Origin of the sequence: Paraburkholderia phytofirmans OLGA172, from assembly GCF_001634365.1 — a bacterium.
In the GTDB taxonomy this organism is placed as follows: Bacteria; Pseudomonadota; Gammaproteobacteria; order Burkholderiales; family Burkholderiaceae; genus Paraburkholderia.
This window is the reverse complement of the sequence record NZ_CP014579.1, coordinates 1,191,277-1,212,953: the sequence shown is the minus strand read 5'-3', so window position 1 is coordinate 1,212,953 and position 21,677 is coordinate 1,191,277. Positions and strand designations below refer to the sequence as shown.

At 63.4% G+C, this 21,677-nt stretch carries 15 protein-coding genes, 1 rRNA gene, 1 pseudogene and 2 riboswitches; of the genes and pseudogenes, 8 read left to right on the top strand and 9 right to left on the bottom strand.

Features of this window, described 5'->3' with window-relative positions; genetic code table 11:
* Positions 1–66: 66 nt before the first annotated feature.
* A 16S ribosomal RNA gene (locus AYM40_RS25540) occupies positions 67–1,597 on the bottom strand.
* 692 nt (positions 1,598–2,289) lie between these two features.
* On the opposite strand from AYM40_RS25540, the gene AYM40_RS25535 reads away from it, so the two are divergent.
* Positions 2,290–3,246, top strand: coding sequence for a flagellar brake protein (locus AYM40_RS25535; RefSeq protein ID WP_063498972.1), 957 nt, complete (start codon positions 2,290–2,292; stop codon positions 3,244–3,246).
* A 35-nt stretch (positions 3,247–3,281) separates the two neighbouring features.
* Here the strand turns inward: AYM40_RS25535 and AYM40_RS25530 are convergent, their stop codons facing one another.
* From AYM40_RS25530 to cobW, 4 genes are all read right to left on the bottom strand, one after another.
* Positions 3,282–3,821: a vWA domain-containing protein gene (locus AYM40_RS25530; RefSeq protein ID WP_420488518.1), complete on the bottom strand. Its 540-nt coding sequence runs from the start codon at positions 3,819–3,821 to the stop codon at positions 3,282–3,284.
* 131 nt (positions 3,822–3,952) lie between these two features.
* The gene (locus tag AYM40_RS25525) at positions 3,953–5,035 is read right to left on the bottom strand and encodes an ATP-binding protein (RefSeq protein ID WP_063498970.1); all 1,083 of its coding nucleotides are present in this window, start codon (positions 5,033–5,035) and stop codon (positions 3,953–3,955) included.
* Complete coding sequence (cobN, locus tag AYM40_RS25520) at positions 5,032–8,832, bottom strand: cobaltochelatase subunit CobN (protein WP_063498969.1); 3,801 nt, start codon at positions 8,830–8,832, stop codon at positions 5,032–5,034. The genes AYM40_RS25525 and cobN overlap by 4 nt, the downstream gene beginning before the upstream one ends.
* Positions 8,833–8,838: 6 nt before the next feature.
* Positions 8,839–9,939 carry a cobalamin biosynthesis protein CobW gene (gene cobW, locus AYM40_RS25515; RefSeq protein WP_181448463.1) on the bottom strand — a complete coding sequence of 367 codons (1,101 nt, stop codon included), beginning with the start codon at positions 9,937–9,939 and terminating at the stop codon, positions 8,839–8,841.
* Positions 9,940–10,136: 197 nt separating this feature from the next.
* Positions 10,137–10,410: riboswitch (cobalamin riboswitch) on the bottom strand.
* Between the two features lie 79 nt (positions 10,411–10,489).
* A riboswitch (cobalamin riboswitch) is annotated at positions 10,490–10,718 on the top strand.
* 223 nt (positions 10,719–10,941) lie between these two features.
* Here cobW and cobA point away from each other — a divergent pair.
* From cobA to bluB, 5 genes are read left to right on the top strand one after another with little or no spacing between them, the layout of a single operon-like run.
* On the top strand, positions 10,942–11,838 hold the full coding sequence (gene cobA, locus AYM40_RS25510; RefSeq protein WP_420488517.1) for a uroporphyrinogen-III C-methyltransferase: 897 nt from the start codon (positions 10,942–10,944) through the stop codon (positions 11,836–11,838).
* The gene (locus AYM40_RS43845) at positions 11,835–12,458 is read left to right on the top strand and encodes a cobalamin biosynthesis protein (protein WP_148662299.1); all 624 of its coding nucleotides are present in this window, start codon (positions 11,835–11,837) and stop codon (positions 12,456–12,458) included. Before cobA ends, AYM40_RS43845 begins: the two co-directional genes overlap by 4 nt.
* Positions 12,455–13,057, top strand: a complete 603-nt coding sequence (cobO, locus tag AYM40_RS25500) for a cob(I)yrinic acid a,c-diamide adenosyltransferase (protein WP_063498968.1) — start codon at positions 12,455–12,457, stop codon at positions 13,055–13,057. The genes AYM40_RS43845 and cobO overlap by 4 nt, the downstream gene beginning before the upstream one ends.
* A 3-nt stretch (positions 13,058–13,060) precedes the next feature.
* Positions 13,061–14,440, top strand: a complete 1,380-nt coding sequence (locus AYM40_RS25495) for a cobyrinate a,c-diamide synthase (RefSeq protein WP_082855298.1) — start codon at positions 13,061–13,063, stop codon at positions 14,438–14,440.
* Positions 14,424–15,083: a 5,6-dimethylbenzimidazole synthase gene (gene bluB, locus AYM40_RS25490; protein ID WP_063498967.1), complete on the top strand. Its 660-nt coding sequence runs from the start codon at positions 14,424–14,426 to the stop codon at positions 15,081–15,083. The genes AYM40_RS25495 and bluB overlap by 17 nt, the downstream gene beginning before the upstream one ends.
* A 16-nt stretch (positions 15,084–15,099) precedes the next feature.
* Here bluB and AYM40_RS25485 read toward each other — a convergent pair whose 3' ends face one another.
* The 4 genes from AYM40_RS25485 to AYM40_RS25470 all read right to left on the bottom strand — a co-directional run bounded on the left by AYM40_RS25485 (position 15,100) and on the right by AYM40_RS25470 (position 20,533).
* The gene (locus tag AYM40_RS25485; protein ID WP_063498966.1) at positions 15,100–15,759 is read right to left on the bottom strand and encodes a DUF4136 domain-containing protein; all 660 of its coding nucleotides are present in this window, start codon (positions 15,757–15,759) and stop codon (positions 15,100–15,102) included.
* Entirely contained in the window at positions 15,756–18,269 is a 2,514-nt protein-coding gene (locus AYM40_RS25480) for a CHASE2 domain-containing protein (protein WP_063498965.1), read from the bottom strand. The genes AYM40_RS25485 and AYM40_RS25480 overlap by 4 nt, the downstream gene beginning before the upstream one ends.
* 66 nt (positions 18,270–18,335) lie before the next feature.
* Entirely contained in the window at positions 18,336–19,799 is a 1,464-nt protein-coding gene (locus AYM40_RS25475; protein WP_063498964.1) for a FecR family protein, read from the bottom strand.
* The gene (locus tag AYM40_RS25470) at positions 19,796–20,533 is read right to left on the bottom strand and encodes a response regulator transcription factor (RefSeq protein ID WP_063498963.1); all 738 of its coding nucleotides are present in this window, start codon (positions 20,531–20,533) and stop codon (positions 19,796–19,798) included. The genes AYM40_RS25475 and AYM40_RS25470 overlap by 4 nt, the downstream gene beginning before the upstream one ends.
* A gap of 243 nt (positions 20,534–20,776) precedes the next feature.
* Here AYM40_RS25470 and AYM40_RS40620 point away from each other — a divergent pair, with 243 nt between their 5' ends.
* Positions 20,777–20,968 (top strand): hypothetical protein, encoded by a 192-nt coding sequence (locus AYM40_RS40620; RefSeq protein WP_148662298.1) that lies wholly within the window; start codon positions 20,777–20,779, stop codon positions 20,966–20,968.
* 300 nt (positions 20,969–21,268) lie between these two features.
* A pseudogene (locus tag AYM40_RS43840) lies at positions 21,269–21,517 on the top strand (Arm DNA-binding domain-containing protein); the annotation flags it as partial.
* Positions 21,518–21,677: the final 160 nt, after the last annotated feature.

Genomic DNA, 21,677 nt, shown 5'->3' with positions numbered 1-21,677 from the left:
CTGACTTACTGTCTAATTTCACAGCCGATAAGCGTGAGCGCTCAACGTTTGACACGTTAGCTCGAGAAAGGAGGTGATCCAGCCGCACCTTCCGATACGGCTACCTTGTTACGACTTCACCCCAGTCATGAATCCTACCGTGGTGACCGTCCTCCTTGCGGTTAGACTAGCCACTTCTGGTAAAACCCACTCCCATGGTGTGACGGGCGGTGTGTACAAGACCCGGGAACGTATTCACCGCGGCATGCTGATCCGCGATTACTAGCGATTCCAGCTTCACGCACTCGAGTTGCAGAGTGCGATCCGGACTACGATCGGTTTTCTGGGATTGGCTCCCCCTCGCGGGTTGGCGACCCTCTGTTCCGACCATTGTATGACGTGTGAAGCCCTACCCATAAGGGCCATGAGGACTTGACGTCATCCCCACCTTCCTCCGGTTTGTCACCGGCAGTCTCCCTAGAGTGCTCTTGCGTAGCAACTAGGGACAAGGGTTGCGCTCGTTGCGGGACTTAACCCAACATCTCACGACACGAGCTGACGACAGCCATGCAGCACCTGTGTTATGGCTCCCTTTCGGGCACTCCCACCTCTCAGCAGGATTCCATACATGTCAAGGGTAGGTAAGGTTTTTCGCGTTGCATCGAATTAATCCACATCATCCACCGCTTGTGCGGGTCCCCGTCAATTCCTTTGAGTTTTAATCTTGCGACCGTACTCCCCAGGCGGTCAACTTCACGCGTTAGCTACGTTACTAAGTCAATGAAGACCCAACAACTAGTTGACATCGTTTAGGGCGTGGACTACCAGGGTATCTAATCCTGTTTGCTCCCCACGCTTTCGTGCATGAGCGTCAGTATTGGCCCAGGGGGCTGCCTTCGCCATCGGTATTCCTCCACATCTCTACGCATTTCACTGCTACACGTGGAATTCTACCCCCCTCTGCCATACTCTAGCCCGCCAGTCACAAATGCAGTTCCCAGGTTAAGCCCGGGGATTTCACATCTGTCTTAGCGGACCGCCTGCGCACGCTTTACGCCCAGTAATTCCGATTAACGCTTGCACCCTACGTATTACCGCGGCTGCTGGCACGTAGTTAGCCGGTGCTTATTCTTCCGGTACCGTCATCCCCCCGGGGTATTAACCCAGAGGTTTTCTTTCCGGACAAAAGTGCTTTACAACCCGAAGGCCTTCTTCACACACGCGGCATTGCTGGATCAGGCTTTCGCCCATTGTCCAAAATTCCCCACTGCTGCCTCCCGTAGGAGTCTGGGCCGTGTCTCAGTCCCAGTGTGGCTGGTCGTCCTCTCAGACCAGCTACAGATCGTCGCCTTGGTAGGCCTTTACCCCACCAACTAGCTAATCTGCCATCGGCCGCCCCTGTAGCGGGAGGTCCTAAGATCCCCCCCTTTCCTCCGTAGAGCGTATGCGGTATTAATCCGGCTTTCGCCGGGCTATCCCCCACTACAGGACACGTTCCGATGTATTACTCACCCGTTCGCCACTCGCCACCAGGATTGCTCCCGTGCTGCCGTTCGACTTGCATGTGTAAGGCATGCCGCCAGCGTTCAATCTGAGCCAGGATCAAACTCTTCAGTTCAAACCTGTTACTGTTTTTCGGGCTCTTGCGAACCCGGTCGCTCACTCAACGTACTGACGAATGATCATCCTGCCGGTGTGAATCCACCCCAACAGGAAAACCTTCCTTTAATACTAGTGTGAGACTTGATACTTTCGCTTCCCGGCAGACTCCGAAGAACCCACCGGCGCGTCGCGCATCAAGCACCCACACTTATCGGCTGTTAATTTTTAAAGATCGATTACGCATTCACTACCGAACCAGCACCGCGTTGCATCACATCGCAACCACCCGGCACCGCTTCGTTCTGCGTCGCTGCATCAGCAGCAGAGAAACGAGATTATGGAGATAGGTCGGCATGTCGTCAATCCCCTTTGTGCAATTATTTTCAAAAAGTTGAGAGGCACTGAAACAGCCTATGCTCGCGACACCCCAGAATGCTTAGGTATCCGAGTTAATTCGCGCCAGTACCAGTGATTGCGACTTTTTGCAAGCGAGAGACGCGAAGGTTATCGAGCGATCTCGCACGACAGGACGCGGAGGAGATGGATGCCCCACACAGCGGCGAACGCTAATAAACCAATAACAGATCAAGGAAAGGCCAAAGAAGCCAAATCAGTGAAAACCACCACCCCAGGCAAACAAAAAAACCTCAAGCTCCCAGCAAGCCCCGCCGTAAACAAGTAATCCCGCAACATATTTAGCCGCCGACTATGGAAAACCCCGCAGAAGCCCTGACAAAAGCTCAAACCGTGGCCCCAAGCTCCGCCCCCTCATCAACGCCCCTAACGCTGGAAGCAGTCCCAATAGGCACCCCTCTCGACTGGCCGATCGCCGACTCCGACGGCACACTCCTCTTCGCCCGAGGCACCATCCTCGCGACCACGGACGAGCGCAAATTCCTGTTCGACAACTTCCACCCGCACCGCGGCGACTTGCTGGACGCGGCTACGCAACCGGAACCCCAAACCGGCCACCCCGCCGACACCACCGGCAACCTCACACTAAAAGAGATGCACCTGACAATAGGTGCATTAATAGGCATGCGCTCGCAGCTGGGCAGCGGTGCGCCAATGCATCCATGCCGCATCATTGGCTTCGCGCCCAACCAGGCGCTCTTCGTCACGCCGCCACTGCAAGATGGCCGCATCCTCCCGCTAGTCCTCGGTGAAAACGTCGAGATCGTCGCCATAGCGAGCCACGCCGTGTTTCGTTTCGTCTGCACGGTCGAGGCAGTTTGCCGCGCCCCATTCGACTACGTGGTGCTATCGAAACCCGGCGTGATCCGCCGCCTGCGCGAACGCAAATCGATCCGCGTCCACGCGCACCTCGCGGTGCGCTTCGGCATCGGTGAAACGGGCGATTCATATCAAGGTCTGGGCCTCGCCAAAAGCATCAGCGCACTCGGCATGTCGCTGACCACCTCATGGACACTCGGTACAGTCGGCGAACGACTGCGCGTCGCCTTTCGGCTCAACTCGGCGGAACTGCAAACCGAGATCGAAACGACCGCCACCATCCGCAACGTGCAGAAAGGCAGTGCACCGGGCGAGCCGTCGACCCATGGCCTCGAACTCGATCAGCTCGATGCAGCGCAACAAATGGCGATGAAAGTCTTCGTATTCGACCGCCAGGACGATGTGCAGCATTGGTCCAACGGTTCGAATTAGGCGAATGAAAACGCGTGACATGGCGCGCGTGCCACTCAGACGATCAATTCTTCCGGTGTAAAAAGCGCCGCGTCCCATGCGTCGGCAAGCGTCTGGCACCGACCCAGCCGTATCGCCCCCCGCTCGAAATTGACGAATACCACTTCGTCGGCGTTGAGCGGCCGCGCCGGCTGATCGCCGCTGCGGCCGTCGGTCAGGATCCACAGCCAGCGCTGCTGAGCGGGCTTGCGCCGGGCGCTGCGCTCCAGCACCTGCGCCGCCTGACGCACGCCGGACGCTAGCGGCGTGCCACCGCCTCCGCCCACCGGCCTGAGCCAGCGCTCGTTCCACCAGCGCGGCACGGCGGGACCGAAACGCAGATCGGCGCCAGCACCGCCAAAACACACCAGCGCCGCCTCGGCACGCGCAGCACTGGCGCGGTCGAACAACGCAATCAGCAGACCCTTGGCGAGTGCGAGGCGCTGGCCGCCCAGCATGGAACCCGAACAATCGAGCACAAAGCAATGCAGGACACCGCCCCGCGGCGCCTCGCGCACGAAGCGCAGATGCTCGGCGCGCAGCGTGTCCTGACGCATCGCGGTGAGCGTCGGCAGCCATGCAATGCGCTTGCCCGGCGCGCCTTGCAAACGGCTACGCGGACCTGCATCCGCACCTTGCCGCCATCGGAAACCGCTGCGCGTGTCAGCGGCGGCGCCCTTCCGATGGCTCAGCGTTTTTTTGCGTTGAGCGGAATGACGCCTTTGACCTGCGCGACGCCCGCGGGCTGCGGCGGCAAGTAACCCCAATCGCTATCGGCAGCAGCGGCGTCTGACGCTCCATCTTGAGAAGATTGCGAAGATTGCGAAGCTTGCGAAGGCGCGGCATTCGCATCGTCAGCAGCCGGCCGCGGCGCTTCGCTCTCACGCGCGTCACCACCTGCACGCGTCTCGCGATCGTGGCGCCGATGTATCAGCACCGCCTCGGCGACCCGCCCGACATGCTCTGTCGTGACAGCAGCCGCCTGCTCAAAGGCAGCTAATGCCCGCGCCGCGCGCAGCATCACGAGATCGGCACGCAAGCCATCGACCGCCGCGTCGATGCACAGCGCGCTGACATGCGCATGCACGGCGTCGTCGAAGTCGAGATGCGACAGCGCTTCACGCGCCGCGTGAATCCGCCGAACGTAGGTTTCCTGTTGCTGCGTATAGCCAGTTCGAAAACCCTGTGGATCGAGATCGAACGCCAGACGTGCCTTGACGATCTGCTGACGCACCTGCGGATCAAAACAGTTCTGCAATTCGACCATCAAACCGAAGCGATCGATCAGTTGCGGCCGCAATTCGCCTTCTTCCGGATTCATTGTGCCGATCAGCACGAAGCTCGCATCGTGACTATGCGAGACACCATCGCGTTCGACGGTGTTCACGCCACTGGCAGCGGCATCGAGCAACACATCGACGAGCGCGTCGGGCAGCAGATTCACTTCATCGACATACAGCACGCCGCGATGCGCTTTCGCGAGCAAGCCAGGCGAAAAGCGCACTGAGCCGTCGCGCAATACGGTTTCGACATCGAGCGTGCCGATCAAACGATCTTCACTCGCGCCGAGTGGCAAATTCACCAGTTGCCCCTCCGGCAACAACTCAGCGAGCGCGCGCGCCGCGGTCGATTTCGCCGTGCCGCGCGGCCCGCTCACCAGCACGCCGCCGAGACCCGGATCGATCGCAGCCAGCAATAACGCCTGCTGCAACGGCGTCTGCCCGATCAGCGCAGCAAAGGGAAAAGCGGGCCGTTGGGTTGCTGCGTTCATGTCTGTATTCCTTCGATCTGCTGCTCGCTCGCGAGCAGATGCTGTTCGACTTGCGCGCGATAGTCACCGGGCGCTTGCCACAGACCGCGCTGCATCGCTTCGAGCAGACGCTCGCAGATCGAATGCATGGCGTGCGGATTGTGCCGCTGCAAGAACTCGCGTGTATCGGCGTCGTTCAGATAGGCATCGGTAACGAGCGCATATTGATGATCGGCGACCACCCGCGCGGTCGCGTCGTAGCCGTAGAGGTAATCGACCGTCGCCGCGATTTCAGCAGCGCCCTTGTAGCCGTGGCGCTTCACGCCGTCGAGCCATTTCGGATTGACCACTCGCGAGCGGATCACACGCGCAATCTCTTCATGCAGCGTGCGAACGCGCGGCGCGGCCGGATTGCTATGGTCCGCGTGATAGATCTGCGGCTGATTGCCCGCCAGATGCCGCACCGCCGCGACCATGCCGCCCTGGAACTGATAGTAGTCGTTCGAATCGAGCAGGTCGTGCTCGCGGTTGTCCTGGTTCTGCAGCACCACGTCCATTGCGGCAAGACGCGTGCCGAACGCGTGGCGCGCTTCTTCGCCGACGCCTTTCTGCGTGTAGGCGTAACCGCCCCACGCCTGATAGGCGTTCGCGAGATCGGCATCGGTTTGCCATTGCTGCGAGTCGATCATGTCCTGCAGACCCGCGCCATAAGCGCCGGGCCGCGCACTGAACACGCGCCAGCCGGCGCGCTTGCGCGCCTCCGTGGCGTCCATGCCATGCGCAACCAGCGCGTCGCGTTCGCGCAGCACGCGCGCGCGGATCGGGTTCAGGTCTTCGGGTTCGTCGAGTTCGGCCACGGCCTGCACGGCGGCGTCGAACAGATGCATCACGTTCGCGAAGGCATCGCGGAAAAAACCGGACACGCGCAATGTGACATCGATACGCGGCCGGTCAAACGCTTCGATCGGCATGATCTCGAAGTCGGTCACGCGATGACTTCCCGGCGCCCACTTCGGCCGCACGCCAAGTAAAGCGAGTGCCTGGGCAATATCGTCGCCGCCGGTGCGCATCGTCGCCGTGCCCCATACCGAGAGCCCGATCGCTCTCGGGTAGTCGCCCTTTTCCTGCAGATGCCGTTCGATCAACTGCTGCGCGGATTTCAAACCGAGCGACCACGCCGCCTGCGTCGGCACTGCGCGCGTATCGACCGAATAGAAGTTGCGGCCGGTAGGCAGCACATCGGGCCGTCCACGCGAAGGCGAGCCGCTCGGCCCCGGCGGCACGAAGCGCCCTTCAAGGCCGCGCTTCAGATGCAGCATTTCCTGCGGACCGCAAGCGTCGAGCCGCGGCAATACGTCGTTGCGCAGGCGTTCGATCACACGTTCGGCTTGGGGCAACGTCCCAGCCGCCGGCACCGCATCGGACGTCCCATCGCCACACACGCCACGCAACATCTCAGCCGCCAACAACTCCAGGCGCTCGCGCGTATCGCCGCTGTGCCGCCACGGCGCATCGCTCACACGTTGCATAACGTCGGGACGTGGGCCGTCCCACGCCGCCGACCAATCCACCGACAACGGATCGAACAGATGATCCATCTGCAGATCGCGCGCCAATGCATCGATCAAACCGGCCTTGCCGCCCTGACCATCGCCGACCGGAAAGCGTCCCAAAGCCAGCAACGTATCGCGCCGCTGCACCCCAGCGGGCGATTGCCCGAATGTATGCAAACCATCGCGAATCTGCGCCTCCTTCAACTCGCACAGCCAGGCGTCGACGCGCGTCAACAGCACGTCCTCATCGTCCTGACCGGTTGGCGCCGCGAGACTCAGCTCTTCATGCAGCTTATGCTCGACGATGGTCGCGAGAATCGTGCGCCTCAACAGCTTCGAGCGGCGTGGATCGACCATCAGCGCTTCATAGTATTCGTCGACCTGGCGTTCGAGGTCCTGCAACGGCCCGTAAGTTTCGGCGCGCGTGAGCGGCGGCATCAGGTGATCGATGATGACGGCTTGCGCGCGGCGCTTCGCCTGACTGCCCTCGCCCGGATCGTTGACGATGAACGGATACAGATGCGGCATCGGCCCGAGAATCAGATCGGGCCAGCAGGCATCGCTCAATGCGACGCTTTTGCCCGGCAGCCATTCGAGATTGCCGTGCTTGCCGACATGCACGACCGCATCAATGCCGAACTGATGACGCAGCCAGAAATAGAACGCCAGATACGCGTGCGGCGGCACGAGCTCAGCGTCGTGATAGCTCGCGTAATCGCCCTGTTCACGAGAACGCGACGGCTGAATCCCGACGAACACCTGCCCGCAGCGCCAGCCCGCGATCATGAAACGGCCGCGCCGCAACGTCGGATCCTGGTCGGGCGAACCCCAGCGCGCGTTCAGCGCATGGCGGGCTTCCGCCGGCAATGCGTTGAAGTACACAAGATAGTCGTCGAGTGCCAGGCTTTGCAACGCGGGCCGCAAGTCTCGCACCACAGGATCGTTGGTCACGCCTTCGGTCAGCTTCTTCAACAGCGCGTCGCCGTCAGCGGGCAAATCGCCTAACCGATAACCTTCATCGCGCAGCATGGACAGAATACCGACAACCGAGGCCGGCGTATCGAGCCCCACCCCATTGCCGATCCGCCCTTCGCTCATCGGATAGTTGGCGAGGATCAGCGCGAGTTTCTTGTCCGCGTTGTCGAGCGTGCGCAAACGGCACCAGCGGCGGCTCAGTTCAGCCAGAAAACCGACGCGTTCGAGGTCCGGTTGATAGCGGACCACATCGACCTCGGTGTGCGGACAACGATAGGCAAGCCCCTTGAAACTGATCGCCCGCGTGATGATGCGGCCGTCCACCTCCGGCAGCGCGATATGCATGGCGATATCGCGCGAGTTGAGGCCCTGATTGTCCTTGAGCCAATCCTTGCGGTTGCCGCCGCTCAGGATTACCTGCATCACCGGCGCGTCGCCAGCGAGCGCAAGCGGCTCCGGGTCGTCGATCGCAGACGCGGCGAATGCTGTCGTATTCAGCACCAGCGCGACATCATGTTGCGCGCACAGCCGCTGAACGACGTCGCGGCTCATTGCATCTTTCAGCGAGGTAATTGCGATCGGCAGCGGATTCAGGCCTTGTGCTTCGAGCGCATCGATAAGCGCATCGAACACGGCCGTGTTGGCCGCTTGCAGATGTGCCTTGTAGAAGAGAATCGCAGCGACCGGTGCGCCCTTACGCCAGCGTGCCTGCCAGTCGGCCACGGTCGGTGAATCGCGTTCGGGATGGTAGAGCGTTGCGGCGGGCAGTGCGCGCGGTGGCGCAGGCTCGCGACCCCAGCCAAGCGAGCGGTACGCGATGCAGCGCAGGAACGCCTCCGCATTCTGCGGGCCGCCTTCACGCAGATAACGCCATAGCTGATGACACAGATCGGCGTCGGCGGTGCTGCGCGCGAGCAGATTCGGGTCCTCCTGCAGATCGCCGGAGAACATCGCGAGCGTCTGCTGCTTGCGCTCAGCGAGCGCGACCACCTGTTCGATCCCGTACGGCCAGTACGCTTCGCCGCCAAGGTGATCGACCACGACGACACGCGCATGCTGCAGCACGTCTTCGACATAGAAATCCACCGAAGCCGGCTGCCGCAAATACGTGACGTTCGCGAGCCGCACGCTCGGAAAACCGTCGCCCAGGCGCGGAAACACGCTCGCGAGCAGCGACAGCGTGGTGTCGGCGGAGCTGAGCACCACGATATCGGCGGGCTGCTGGTCGATACGGATCACACCTTGCGTATCGTCGACAAAACCGCCCGGCGTGGTGCGCAGCAGATGCATGACCGGTTACGCCTGTTGCGGCTGGGCGCTCGCCACGGCGCCCAAGGCGGCGTCGAATGCCTGTTGCAGCGCGGCCTGGTCGAGGTCTTCGCCGATCAGCACGAAGCGGCTTTGCTGGCCTTCGCCTGCTTCACCCGCTTGCCAGCGCCGGTCGAAGTAACTATCGAAACGGCGGCCCACGCCCTGGATCACCAGACGCATCGCCGCGCCCGGCAATGCCGCGAACCCTTTCACGCGGTAAATCGTGTTCGTTTCGACGAGCCCTTGCAATGCTGCGATCACGGCCTCGCGCGACGAAACATTCGCGTGCACCACCACCGAATCGAATTCATCGTGGTGGTGATCGGCGTCGTCAGCCGAACCATGGTGATCGTGGCGCAAGTGGATCGTTTCTTCCGAGGCCGCTTCGAGACCCAGCAACGTATGCAGGTCGAGCTGGCCCATTTGCGCACGCACGATCTTCACTTGCGGCGGAATTTCTTCGCGAATGACGGCTTCGACAGAAGCTTGACGCGCTTCGTCGAGCAAATCGGTTTTGTTCAGAATCACCAGATCGGCTGCCGACAATTGGTCTTCGAACAATTCGTGCAGCGGCGATTCGTGGTCGAGATTCGGATCGGCCTTGCGTTGCGCATCCACGGCGACCGGGTTGTCGGCGAACTGGCCGCTCGCTGCAGCCGGGCCATCTACCACGGTGACGACCGCGTCGACAGTAAAGCTATTCTTGATCTGCGGCCAGTTGAACGCCTGCACCAGCGGCTTCGGCAATGCAAGACCGGAGGTTTCGATCAGCACGTGATCGATCTGCTCGCGGCGCTCCACCAGCTTTTCCATCACCGGGAAAAATTCTTCCTGCACGGTGCAGCACAGGCAGCCGTTCGCGAGTTCATACAGTTGCCCTTCGGTTTCGACACCGTCTTCATCGCAACCGATGCCGCAACCCTTGAGGATTTCCCCGTCGATGCCGAGTTCGCCGAACTCGTTGACGATCACCGCGATGCGCTTGCCGCCCGCGTGCTGAAGAATGTGCCGCAGCAGCGTGGTCTTGCCGCTGCCGAGAAAGCCCGTGACGATGGTGACGGGGATCTTGCGCATTTGAGTTTGCATCGTGAGGTCTATCCGTAGGAGTTGCACGAGCACGCCGACGCGCCTTCGCGTTTTGTCTGCATAGGTCATGCGAGCGGGTTCATGCCCTGCAGGCAACCACAATAACAAAGCACGGGGACGAACAACGGCGTTGCCGAGGCAACCGAAAAACAGAAAACGGGAATGAAGTCCTGAACGCACCGCCGCATCCCCGCGGTGGTCGTTCTTCCTGGTCTGGCCGGTATCCGGGCTGGCGAAAGCGCCGCTTCCCCTTCCCGGACGAGTGGTTTCTCGCCCAGTGGTTATATGCCGACGCGGCCTTGCGCGTGGACATCGAAGCCGGCTCCGCGGCGCTGGAGAACGCACCGCTTTTCGCTTACCGTTGCGGGGGCAGCACAGGTTGACCCGATCCATTGCAGGCGGGCACCCTGTTTCCCGTTTAACTGCATGCGCACGAGCGCGCACACGAGCACCAAAGTGCGTGCGAGTTTAGGCCGAGAGCCCTGTGCCGTCAAGGAAACGCCGGCCGCGGCAGGGCTTTTGCGCAGTGCCGGCGCGGCCTGCCGTGTGCTATCGTATGCGCGCGTTTGGTGCCCGCATATGCGTTCGCATGTGCAGTTAAACGGGAAACAGGCCGCGCTCGCTGCGCTTAACCTGTGCTGTCCCCGCAACGGTAAGCGACCTGCGGTGCTCTCGCATCGCGCATGCGTTTTTGATGCCACTGTCTGACGAATCCGGACGGGAAGGCAAAACGCATGAGGCCGTCAGCCCGGATACCGGCCAGACGCGGAGGCAGTGAACGTCACGCTGCCGGCCGCCGGAATCCGCGAGGGACGGATGTGAAGGCGCTAAAGCACGACGTGGCGCAGCCGCTAGCGTTTTCCTGAGGGAAACGCAGCGAGCAGCGTTGTTCGTCGCGCGTAATCTGTAGCACCGCATGACCTCGATTTCCGCCGCCTCCGGCCGCATCAAGCCTCACCCGCTCCCGCTAGTCACGACATGGCGCGCGCCATGCATGCCGCGATGACCCGCGCCTGGCTGATCGGCGCCGGCCCCGGCGATGTCGAACTGATGACGCTCAAGGCGACTCGCGCCCTGGCGCAAGCCGATGTGGTGCTGGTCGACGATCTGGTGAACCCCGACGTGCTGCAGTTCGCACGCGCCGACGCGCTGGTCGTGTACGTCGGCAAACGTGGCGGGCATCCGTCGACGCCGCAGGCCGGCATCGTCGCGCAGATGCTCGAACACGTGCGGGCCGGACGCAGCGTCGCGCGTTTGAAAGGCGGCGATCCGTTCGTGTTCGGCCGTGGTGGCGAAGAACAGCAGGCGCTGCACGCAGCGGGCATCAGCGTGGAGGTGATCAACGGCATCACGGCCGGGATCGCGGCGCCCGCGGCAATTGGTATTCCGGTGACGCATCGGGATTACGCGCAAGGCGTGGTGTTCGTCACCGGGCACGGCGCCGGCAGCAGCGAGCCGGACTGGGGCGCGCTTGTCGCCACGCGGATGACGCTGGTGATTTACATGGGCATGCGGCGGCTGAACGATATCGCCGGCGCGTTACTCGCGGCCGGCATGAGCGCAGATACGCCGTGCGCGGCGATCGAATCGGCCACGCGCCCCGAGCAACGGCATGCGCTCTCGCAACTCGGCGAGTTCGCGGACGCGGTCGCGCGCGCCGGACTCGGCTCGCCGGCGATCGTGGTGATCGGCGGAGTGGCATCGCTGGCTTTGGCGCGGGATGCTGTGAGTTCTGGCGCGGTGCGTGAGGCGGGTGCGGTGGGGGCGGTGGGGGCGGTGGGGGCGGTGGGGGCGGTGGGAACGGCGGAAATGGCAAATATGGCGAACTCAGCCAGAGCGGCAGACGCCGCGGACGCTTCGGATACCGCGGAAGATTCAAACGCCGCGGACGCGCAATGAAAACCCTCAGCATCGGCATCGGTTGTCGCTTGCACAGTTCGGCTGAGCAGATCGAAGCGGCCGTGCGTGCCGCACTCGGCTCGCATGCATTCGATGAAATCAGCGCGATTGCCTCGGTCGACACCAAAGCCCACGAAGCCGGCCTGCTCGAATTCTGCGCCCGTCATGCGCTGCCGCTGAAGCTGTTCAGCCGCGCGCAGATTGCGGCGATCTCCGTGAGCGATCCGTCGGCGGCCACGCGCGAGCATCTCGGCATAGACGGCGTCTGCGAGCCATGCGCCCTGCTCGCCGCGGCGGCCGAATCTGATGCGGGCAGCGCAGTTCGTGCGGCCTATGCATCGGCATTGGCATCGGTTGCCTCTGGTGCATCGGGTACCTCAGTTGCCTCAGCTGCCGCAGTTGCCTCAGTTGCATCAGTTGCATCAGTTGCATCAGTTGCCTTAGCTGCCTCAACTGTCCCAGCCGCCTCAGTTGCATCGATCACGCCCAATCCCCCCAACGCACGGCTACTCGTGCGCAAAACCATCCACGGCGGCGTCACGGTTGCGATCGCCTCGATCACCGCCCAGCCCGCCCGCGAACAGACAAACAACGCCCATCAGGAACAGGACCTTTCATGAAAACCGACCCCGAATCGCACCAACGCATGACCGAACGCCGGCGCGAAGGCCACGAGAAAAAGCAGGCCAACGCCACCGTCGAAAAAGGCCTGCTGATCGTCAATACAGGCACCGGTAAAGGCAAAACCACCGCCGCGTTCGGCATGGCCGTGCGCGTGCTTGGACACGGCATGCGCCTCGGCGTCGTGCAATTCATCAAAGGCGCGCTGCACACTTCGGAGCGCGACTTCCTCGGTGCGATCGCCAATTGCGACTTCGTCACGATGGGCGACGGCTACACCTGGAACACCCAGAATCGCGACGCCGACATCGCCACCGCGCGCAAAGGCTGGAACGAAGCGCGCCGCATGATCGAGAGCGGCGACTATCAGATGGTGATCCTCGACGAGCTGAACACAGTGCTGAAGTACGAATACCTGCCGCTCGACGAAGTACTGTCGGTACTGAACGCACGCGCCGAAATGCTGCATGTGGTGGTGACCGGCCGTCACGCGCCCGACGCGCTGATCGAAGCCGCCGACCTCGTCACCGAAATGCGCATCGTCAAGCACCCGTATCGCGAGCAAGGCGTGAAAGCGCAGCGCGGCGTGGAGTTCTGAGCAATGCCCACCCGCCCCGAGAGCACTTCCTGCGGAACGTCGCCCAAAGGGACTTCCCCCGGGGCGTCCGCCAAGAGCACCTCCCCCGGGGCGTGCCCCGCCCTGTTCATTAGCGCGCCCGCGTCGGGTCAAGGCAAGACCACGATTACGGCGGCTCTGGCACGCTACCATCGGCGGCTGGGGCGACGCGTGCGTGTATTCAAGACCGGCCCCGACTTTCTCGACCCGATGATTCTGGCGCGCGCCAGCGGCGCGCCGGTCCTGTCGCTCGATCTGTGGATGGTGGGCGAGCCGGCCTGCCGGAACCTGCTCGCGCAAGCGGCCGCTGAAGCGGATCTGATCCTGATCGAGGGCGTAATGGGTCTGTTCGACGGCACGCCGAGCAGCGCGGATCTGGCAACCACGTTCGGCGTGCCGGTGCTCGCGGTGATTTCAGCGAAAGCGATGGCGCAAACCTTCGGCGCGGTCGCCTTCGGCCTCGCGCACTTCAGGCCGCAAGTGCCGTTTTACGGCGTGCTCGCCAATCGCGTCGGCTCGCCAAGGCACGCGCAGATGCTCGAAGAGGCATTGTCGCCGGCGCTGCGCTGGTGTGGGCACGTCGCCGGCAACGACGAAATCGAGTTGCCCGATCGCCATCTCGGCCTGCATCAGGCCGCGGAGATCGACGATCTGGACACGCGCCTGGATCGCGCCGCCGATGCGCTCGCGCAAACCGCGCTGGCTGAATTGCCGCCGCAGGTCGAATTCGGCGCGCCCGTGCCAGAAGCGCTGCCGCGTCTGCTGGAAGGCAAGCGCATCGCGATTGCGCGCGATGCCGCGTTCTCGTTCATCTATCCGGCCAACGTCACGCTGTTAGACACGCTCGGCGCGCACGTCGACTATTTCTCACCGCTCGCCGATGAAGCCCTGCCGGAGCACGCCGACGCCCTGTACCTGCCAGGCGGCTATCCCGAGCTGCACGCGCCCTTGCTGGCAGGCAACACGCGCAGCGCCGCAACGATTCGCGCGCACGCGGCCGCGAGCAAGCCGATCGTCGCTGAATGCGGCGGCATGCTTTATCTGCTCGACCGGCTCACCGACACGCGCGGCGCCAGCACGCCGATGCTCGGCCTGCTGCCCGGCCATGCGACAATGCAGACGCGCTTTACCGCGCTCGGCATGCAACAGATCGACAGTCTGCACGGTCCAATGACCGGCCACACTTTCCATTATTCGAAGCTGACGACGCCGCTCACGCCGCTGCGTTCAGCCACCCGGCCAAATAGCGATGGACCCGGCGAGGCCGTGTTCCGCGCCGGGTCCATCGTGGCGACCTATATGCACGCTTATTGGCCCTCCAACCCGGCCTTCACGGCCGCCCTGTTCCATGGCGAAGCCTTTTAACGATTCCGAGCGTGCCGCCGTCTACCGCGCGATTTACGAACGGCGCGACATGCGCCACTTCGTGCGCGATCCGGTCGACCCTGCCGTGTTGCAACGCCTGCTCGACGCGGCGCATCATGCGCCGAGCGTCGGCTTCATGCAGCCGTGGCGCATCACGCGGATCACCGACCCGGCTTTGCGCATGGCGTTGCACGCGACCGTCGAAAGCGAACGCCTCGCCACCGCCGACGCACTCGGCAAGCGTCGCGAAGAGTTCATGAAGCTGAAAGTCGAAGGCATGCTGGAATGCGGCGAACTGCTGGTGATGGCGCTGATGGACGGCCGCGAGCGGCACATCTTCGGACGCCGCACCTTGCCGGAGATGGACCTGGCTTCCGTGGCGTGCGCGATCCAGAACATGTGGCTGGCGGCGCGCGCGGAAGGCCTCGGGATGGGCTGGGTGTCGCTATTCGACGTGGATACGGTCCGTACGCTGCTGCATATGCCCGAGGGCGCGCGGCCAGTGGCGATCCTGTGTCTCGGCCACGTCGATCGGTTCTATAGCGAGCCGATGCTGGAAACCGAGCGCTGGGCAAGCCGTATGCCGCTCGCCGATTGCGTGTTCGAAAACCGCTGGCCGGAAGAGAACAAAGCGCCAGAATAAGGCGGGCGCGGGCGTCTTACGGCTGCGGCTGAAGACGCTGAACAGGTTTAAGCGAAACCACCTCCGGCACACCGCCCGTCGTCTCGGTGCGCAGTTTCACGCGCCAGTCGGGCGGAGCATCGAACGGAAATTTAGCCAGCGCACTTTTCACGAGCACCGGCATGGCGTGCAACGGATCGGGATCGCGATCGCTGCTGGCGGCACTCACTTTGTAAACTTCCTGTCCACTCGACCGCTCGAAAAACCGCAGTGTCAACGCGTGCTGATAAGCGCGCCCGCCAAACAGCGAAAACGGCGCTTCGGGCGAGCGTTCGCACGCACCTGGCACGCAATCCTTCGCGCCCACGCCGACCGTGGCCGGCCGCGTGTCGTACGCAATCGACAGTAAATAGTGCGCGGACTTGCCCGCTGTATCGACCGTATCGATGAAGCCGTTCTTCGCCAGCTCATCACGCAGCATGGTTTCGAATTGCGGGTAATCCGCGCTCGCATCCTGCGACGGCATACGCGCAATCGCATAGGTGCGCTCGCCCTGCAGCACGGCCGAAGGGTTCGCCGTGTGCACGTCGGCGTTCAAGCCCGCGCATCCGGTCAGACTCGCCGCGGCCAGCACGGCACAGATCGATATCGCTTTCACCAGCTTCTCGCTTCGATAACGTGAGGGTTCATGGATCATGAGCGCATCGTTACGGCGGAATCGGACTGCGCATCATCGAGTGCCGGCAGGGAAATCGTGAAAGCCGTTCCCTCGCCAGGCGCGCTGACTACGTCGACATCGCCGCCATGGCGCGTCACGACGATCTTGACGAACGCCATGCCCAATCCCGCGCCGCCCACCTCCGGCCGCTCCGTCTCGTGAAAGCGCCGGAAGCGCTCGAACAGACTCGTCTGCTGCTCCTTGGAAATACCGTAGCCTTCGTCGCGAATCGTACACGACACGCGTTTTGCCGCGCCTCGGGCGGCCGCCTGTGCGAGGCCGCCCGAGGCGCCGAGGCTCTTCAGACTGCACGTGATCCGCGTGTCCGGCGGACTGTACTTGACCGCATTGTTCAGAATGTTGACGAGTGCGCGCGTCATCAGCGAGCGGTCGGCGCAGATCCAGTGCCCCTCGTCGGCAGCGGTCTCGCCATCCGCATCGGTTTGCAGCGTGATGCGTTTGGCGTGGGCCTGCGGCCAGACTTCGTCGCTGGCGTCGATCATCAGCTCGGCCATGCTCACCGGTTCGAGCACATAGGTTTGCGATTCGGCGCGCGCGAGTTGCACGAAATCGTCGGCGAGCGTCAGCGCACGCTGCGCATAGCGCTCGATGCGCTCGAGCAGGCCGCGCGCGAGCACCGGCTCGCTGCGCGCCCGCTCGATCTCCACCAGCGCCAGAATCGAAGCCTGCGGCGAGCGCATATCGTGCGACAGCAGCTGCAATGCGTCTTCCCGTTGGCGCTCGGCCGCATGCAAGGCCGATACGTCGACGAGACCCGCGATCCAGCCCGTCGTCTCACCTTGCTCGTTCGTGCAATTCGCGTAGCGCAGCAGATGGTCGCACGCATGGGCGTCGCGCACCTCGACGCCTTGCGCCATCAGCGCGGCGAACTCGCGGCGCGCGGGATCGAGCAGCGCCGGCCATTGGGCGTGAGCAAGCAGATTGTTTTCGGCGTCCGTCGCCGCGCCGCTGTCGATGGTCTTGACCAGCGTCAGCCCGCCCAGCACGGCGCGCATCGACCGGCCTTCCGGCAGCGGCGCGCCAAGGCGCGCGAAATGCGCCTTGGCGGCATGGTTCGCGATCAGCACGATACCCTGCACGTCGCTCACCAGGATCGGCTCGGGCATGCTGTCGAGGCTGTCCCATACAAAGCGCTTCATGTCCTGCACGCGCTGCGCGGCCTGCGCCATCAGCGCCATATGCTGCTCCAGCACGTCGCCGCCGAACTCGCGGCGGCGCTGGGGCGTTTCCGGCAGAAGGTGAGGCTCGTCGGCGAGGCGCTGCAGCTCTTTGCGCAGATAGGCCATCGTCATTTCGAGGCGCCGCCAGTTCCAGATCGGATACACCACGATCAAACCGAAGACCGCCGGCATCGGCGACATCCATAGCCGCGCGCCGTATAGCAGGACCGCGCTGCCGGCCGTGGCGAGCACACCCAACGCGACCGTCAGCAGCAACGAGCGGCGCGGCGACAGCACCAGAAAGCCCGCGAGCAGCGCAGCGAGCGGCCACAGCGACACCGCGAACAGCACCCACGGCTCGGCGGGCTCGAGCTCGCGTCCGGTCAGCAGCGTATCGAGTACGTTCGCGTGGATATAAACACCGGGCAGCGGCCCGAGCTCGCCCGACACCGGGGTCGCAAAGCGGTCGTACAGGCCGGACGCGGTCACGCCGATCAGCACGATGCGCCCGCGCAGCCTGTCCGCAGGGACATCGCCCGCGAGCACGCTGGCGAAACTCAGCTTCGCATAGTTCTGCGCATTCGGACCGAAGGGAATCAGGAAGCGGCCTTCGCCTTCGCCATTGTCATTGGATGGGGTCGCCGCCGCGCCGGACGACTGCCAGCGCGGCCGCTCGCTCAATCGCAGCGCGCCGCGCTCGACGGCCTGAGCGACCGGCACCATCAACTGCGGCCAGCGCGAACCCGGGTCGCCCTCGAACCGCGCGACGCTGCGCACAATGCCGTCGCTGTCGACTTCAAGATTGATATGCCCCAGCCCGGCCGCCGCCTGCGCGAGCGGCGCCACCGGTTCGACCGCGACACGCCGGCCGGCGCTGTCCGGCGGAGTCAGCAGCATCGGCAGATAGGTGGGACTCCGGGCGATCGCGCGGGCGAGCTGGGCGTCTTCCGGATTAGCTTCGGTAAAGAGCACGTCATAGATCACCGCAGCGGGCTTCGCCTTCGCAAGCTGTTCGAGCAGCCGCGCGTGGACGCTGCGCGGCCACGGCCAGCGGCCAAGCCGCGCGATGCTGGCGTTGTCGATTTCGAGCACGACGATGTCGCGCAGCAACGGTTGCGCGCGCAGGCTCAGAAAGCGGTCGTAGACCAGGTTGTCGACGCTGGCGGTCAGATGGCCGAGCGAGCTGAGCAGAATCACCGCAATGCCGAGGCAACCGATCCCCACCCATTCGAGCAGAAAGCGGCGGCCGGCGCGCCGTCCGAGGCGGGCGTGCGGGTCGAGGCTCAGGCGCGTGGGTGGGTTCGGCAAAGCGTGGCGTGGTTGAGAGCTAAGGAGCGGCTGGGCTGTTGGCTCGGTCCGATGAATCTACCAGCGTCAGCGTGCAAGCGTAAACGAGCGGACCGCACTGCTCTTCTCATAGAAGCGGCCGTTTTCGAATTGCTCGGCGACGATCGTCCAGTAGTAAACGCCGCCAGGCAGATCGCTTACCACGAGCTGGCCACCCGTCAGATCGGTCCGATCGACGAGCGGATGGCGCAGATCGGCGGTCGTGGCCAGCACGAAGCGAAAGCGCGTCTCGACCGTGGAGCGGCTGACGAACCAGCGGAACTCGTAGTCGCGGCTGCCGGCGCGCGGGCCCGCCGATGCTGCCAGACCCAGTTGACGCCGCTCGAAACCGTACACCTGAGGCAGGCCTTCGAGCCCGTTCACGTCGATCGCGGCAATGCGCACGAAATACGTGCCGTCCGCCAGATCGCCGAAGTCAGCATGCGGCGCACTCACGCGCAAATCGCGGATCAGGTCGAGCTGATCGGCATCGCGCGCAATCTGAACACGATAGGCCACGGCGTGCTCGGCGGGTACGAGGTCGAAGGCGACCGTTTTGCCGTCCTGCACTTTGGCCGGCTCGGCGAGCGACGGCGCGGCCAGCAATTCCACCGGACCGCCAATCGCGCTGCCTGCCCGCGTGATGCTGCCAAAGCGCGCCTTCACGAGTTGCGCGGACGCCTGCAGCGGCACGCCGGGCGGCGGCGCAGAGGCCTGGCCGCCGACTGCGGCCGGGTCGACGCCGACCGCGCCGTCCAGCACTTCCACCGCCGTGGTTCGGACGTCGCCGTCGTAGGCGACCTTGAAGCGCGTACCGCGCACGCCCGCTACAACCGATGGCGAGCGGATCTGGAAGCGGTCGTCCTTTTTGGTGGCATGCGTGACCTGGCTGTCGACTTCGCCACGCCGCAGATCGAGCACGCGATCGCCTGCGCCAGTCAGCACGGTGCGCCGCAGCTTGTCGATATCGAGCAGGCCATCTTGCGACATCGTGACGTGCGAGCCATCCGGCAACTCCAGCGTGACAAAGCCGTTGTCGCCGGTGCGGATGCGATCGCCCTCGCCGAGCGCCGTGCCTGCCGAGAGCGGCGTGTAAGGGCTCTCACCGAAAGCGCGGTCGGCCGGACCGCTCGTCGCCATCACGCGCGCCGACTCGGAATCCTGTCTGAGCCTGTCGGCCGGCAGACGCAGCGCGATCCCGGCCGGCATGCGGCGTGGCGCGGGCACATGATTCAGGCGGCTCAACATGGCCCAGTCGCCGGCGTCTTGCAGATAGCGGCCGGCGATTTCGTACAACGTGTCGCCGTCGTGGGTCACGTAGGGCACATAGACTGGCGCAGTCGTTCTGGTGCGTGGCTTCGGCGCGCGGGACGATTGCGCATCCGCCGATACCGGCGCGAAGCACGTCAACGCGATCAGGCCAGCCGTTGCCAGCAGCGCGCCGGTGCGGCGGCCCGGTGATACGGCGCAACCGGTGCGGCCGGGCACTGCCACATCGAAAGAAACCGTCACGCGTCCCCCGCTTCGGGGCGTGCCTCGGTCACCGCGGGCGGCGTGCCGGATTCCATCCGCTCGAGCCGGTACCCATAGCCGTAGATCGGCGTCAGACGATAGCCGTGCTCCGGGCGCAAGCCGAGCTTGCTGCGCAGCATCGACACGTGCGTGTCCATCGTGCGCGATGGAATGTCCGTCGCCTGCTTCCAGATCACGTCGAGAATGTGCGCGCGCGACAACGGCCGGCTCAGGTGCTGGAACAGCAGCAGGGCGAGCTCGAACTCCTTCTGCGTCACGACGACAGTCGCACCGCGCACCACCACGTGCTTCGCGCCCACATCGAATTCGAATTCGCCGAAAACCTCTTTCGTCGCGGGCGGCTTCAGGTGATACGCGCGGCGCAGCAACGAGCCGACGCGCGCCAGCAGGACCGCCGCGGAGACAGGTTTGACGACGTAATCGTCCGCGCCGGTGTTGAGGATCGAGGTGATATCGGTTTCGCGGCCGCGGCTCGTCATGAACAGGACCGGCAAGCGCTCGGAGAGGCTTTCGCGCACCCAGCGCAGCACCTCTTCGCCCGACATGTCGGGTACGTTCCAGTCGAGCACGAGCAGGTCGAAGGTCTGGCGCCGCAACTGCCGCACCAGTTCGCGGCCCGCCCCGTACGCGTGACAGACGTGACCGGCCGCCGACAGCGTTTGGCAAACAAGGTCGGCCTGCGCCGAATCGTCATCCAGGACTGCAATTCTCATAAAACCCCGCAACGCGACATCGTCCTTCGTAACTGGTGGCCGGCGAGCCGGCAGATGGCCGGGATGACGGCACTCACACCGACAATCCAGCTCCCTGTTTTCATCTTCGGCTGCACGCTTATTCGATTAATGGACCGTTGCCTCGCGCCCCGTTCAGCTTTGCTGCCGTCTTGTCTCGAAATTGGCGCGTATTTTTGGCTTTAGCGCGCTGATTACCGAGGGGGCAGACCATCATAAGCGAAAATGACCCTGCTTTTTCCCGGATGCAATGATGCGGCGATCCGGCTCGGCTCGGCCACGGCGAGCCGCTCAATGGGATTTTCCCCAAACATCTCTCAAGCTCTGCCGGTTATTGAAATCGACCTCGATGGGTCGTTATTCGGGTCGGCTGGTCTCGCCCGCACGGTGATTGGCCCCGCCCGCCTTTTGTCATAGGTGGCCGTGCCCGGCATTCGGGTAACGGCGATTCGACAATTTGCGAGTCAGTATAGGAACAGTCTCAAAATAAATCGTTTAAGAATTGTCAAACCGGTTTGAGGATGCGATGGCAGATATACATCGAAACACACAGACACCGCAAAAACAACTTTAAAAACAAACACTTAAAACATAAATCGGATCAATCAACGTAGTGGCGACGTGCGCTGTCGCGTTGCAAAACTTCGCGGCCAGCGTAACATTTAGCGTAGGTTTTTTTCCAATCTAAGTAGTCCGGAAACCGACATCAGACCCAAGATGAAGTTCGACGCCAGACGAGCCAAGCTCCTCCAGCCGCAACAACATATAGCGTTCGACGACCTCCCCAGCTTACGACTTGAAGCTACGGCGACGCGACGCACTTGGACGTACCGATACCGATCGCCTCTCGACGGTAACATGCGACAAATCAAGCTCGGGGATTGGCCAGCAATGCCTCTCGCCGCCGCAGTCGTTCAGTGGGAGACAAAACGAGGCATCCGTGATACTGGCAAAGATCCCGCCCTCGCGCGACGCCGGGCCAGGGGGCACGTCGCCGTACTGGATGCCAAACATGGTCTCGGTGCATATACCGTTCGGTGCCTCGTCGCCGATTATCTAGCTGGACACGTCGAGCACAACGCTAGCCCCGCAGTGCAGGCAAATACTCGATACGCACTCGGCAGCC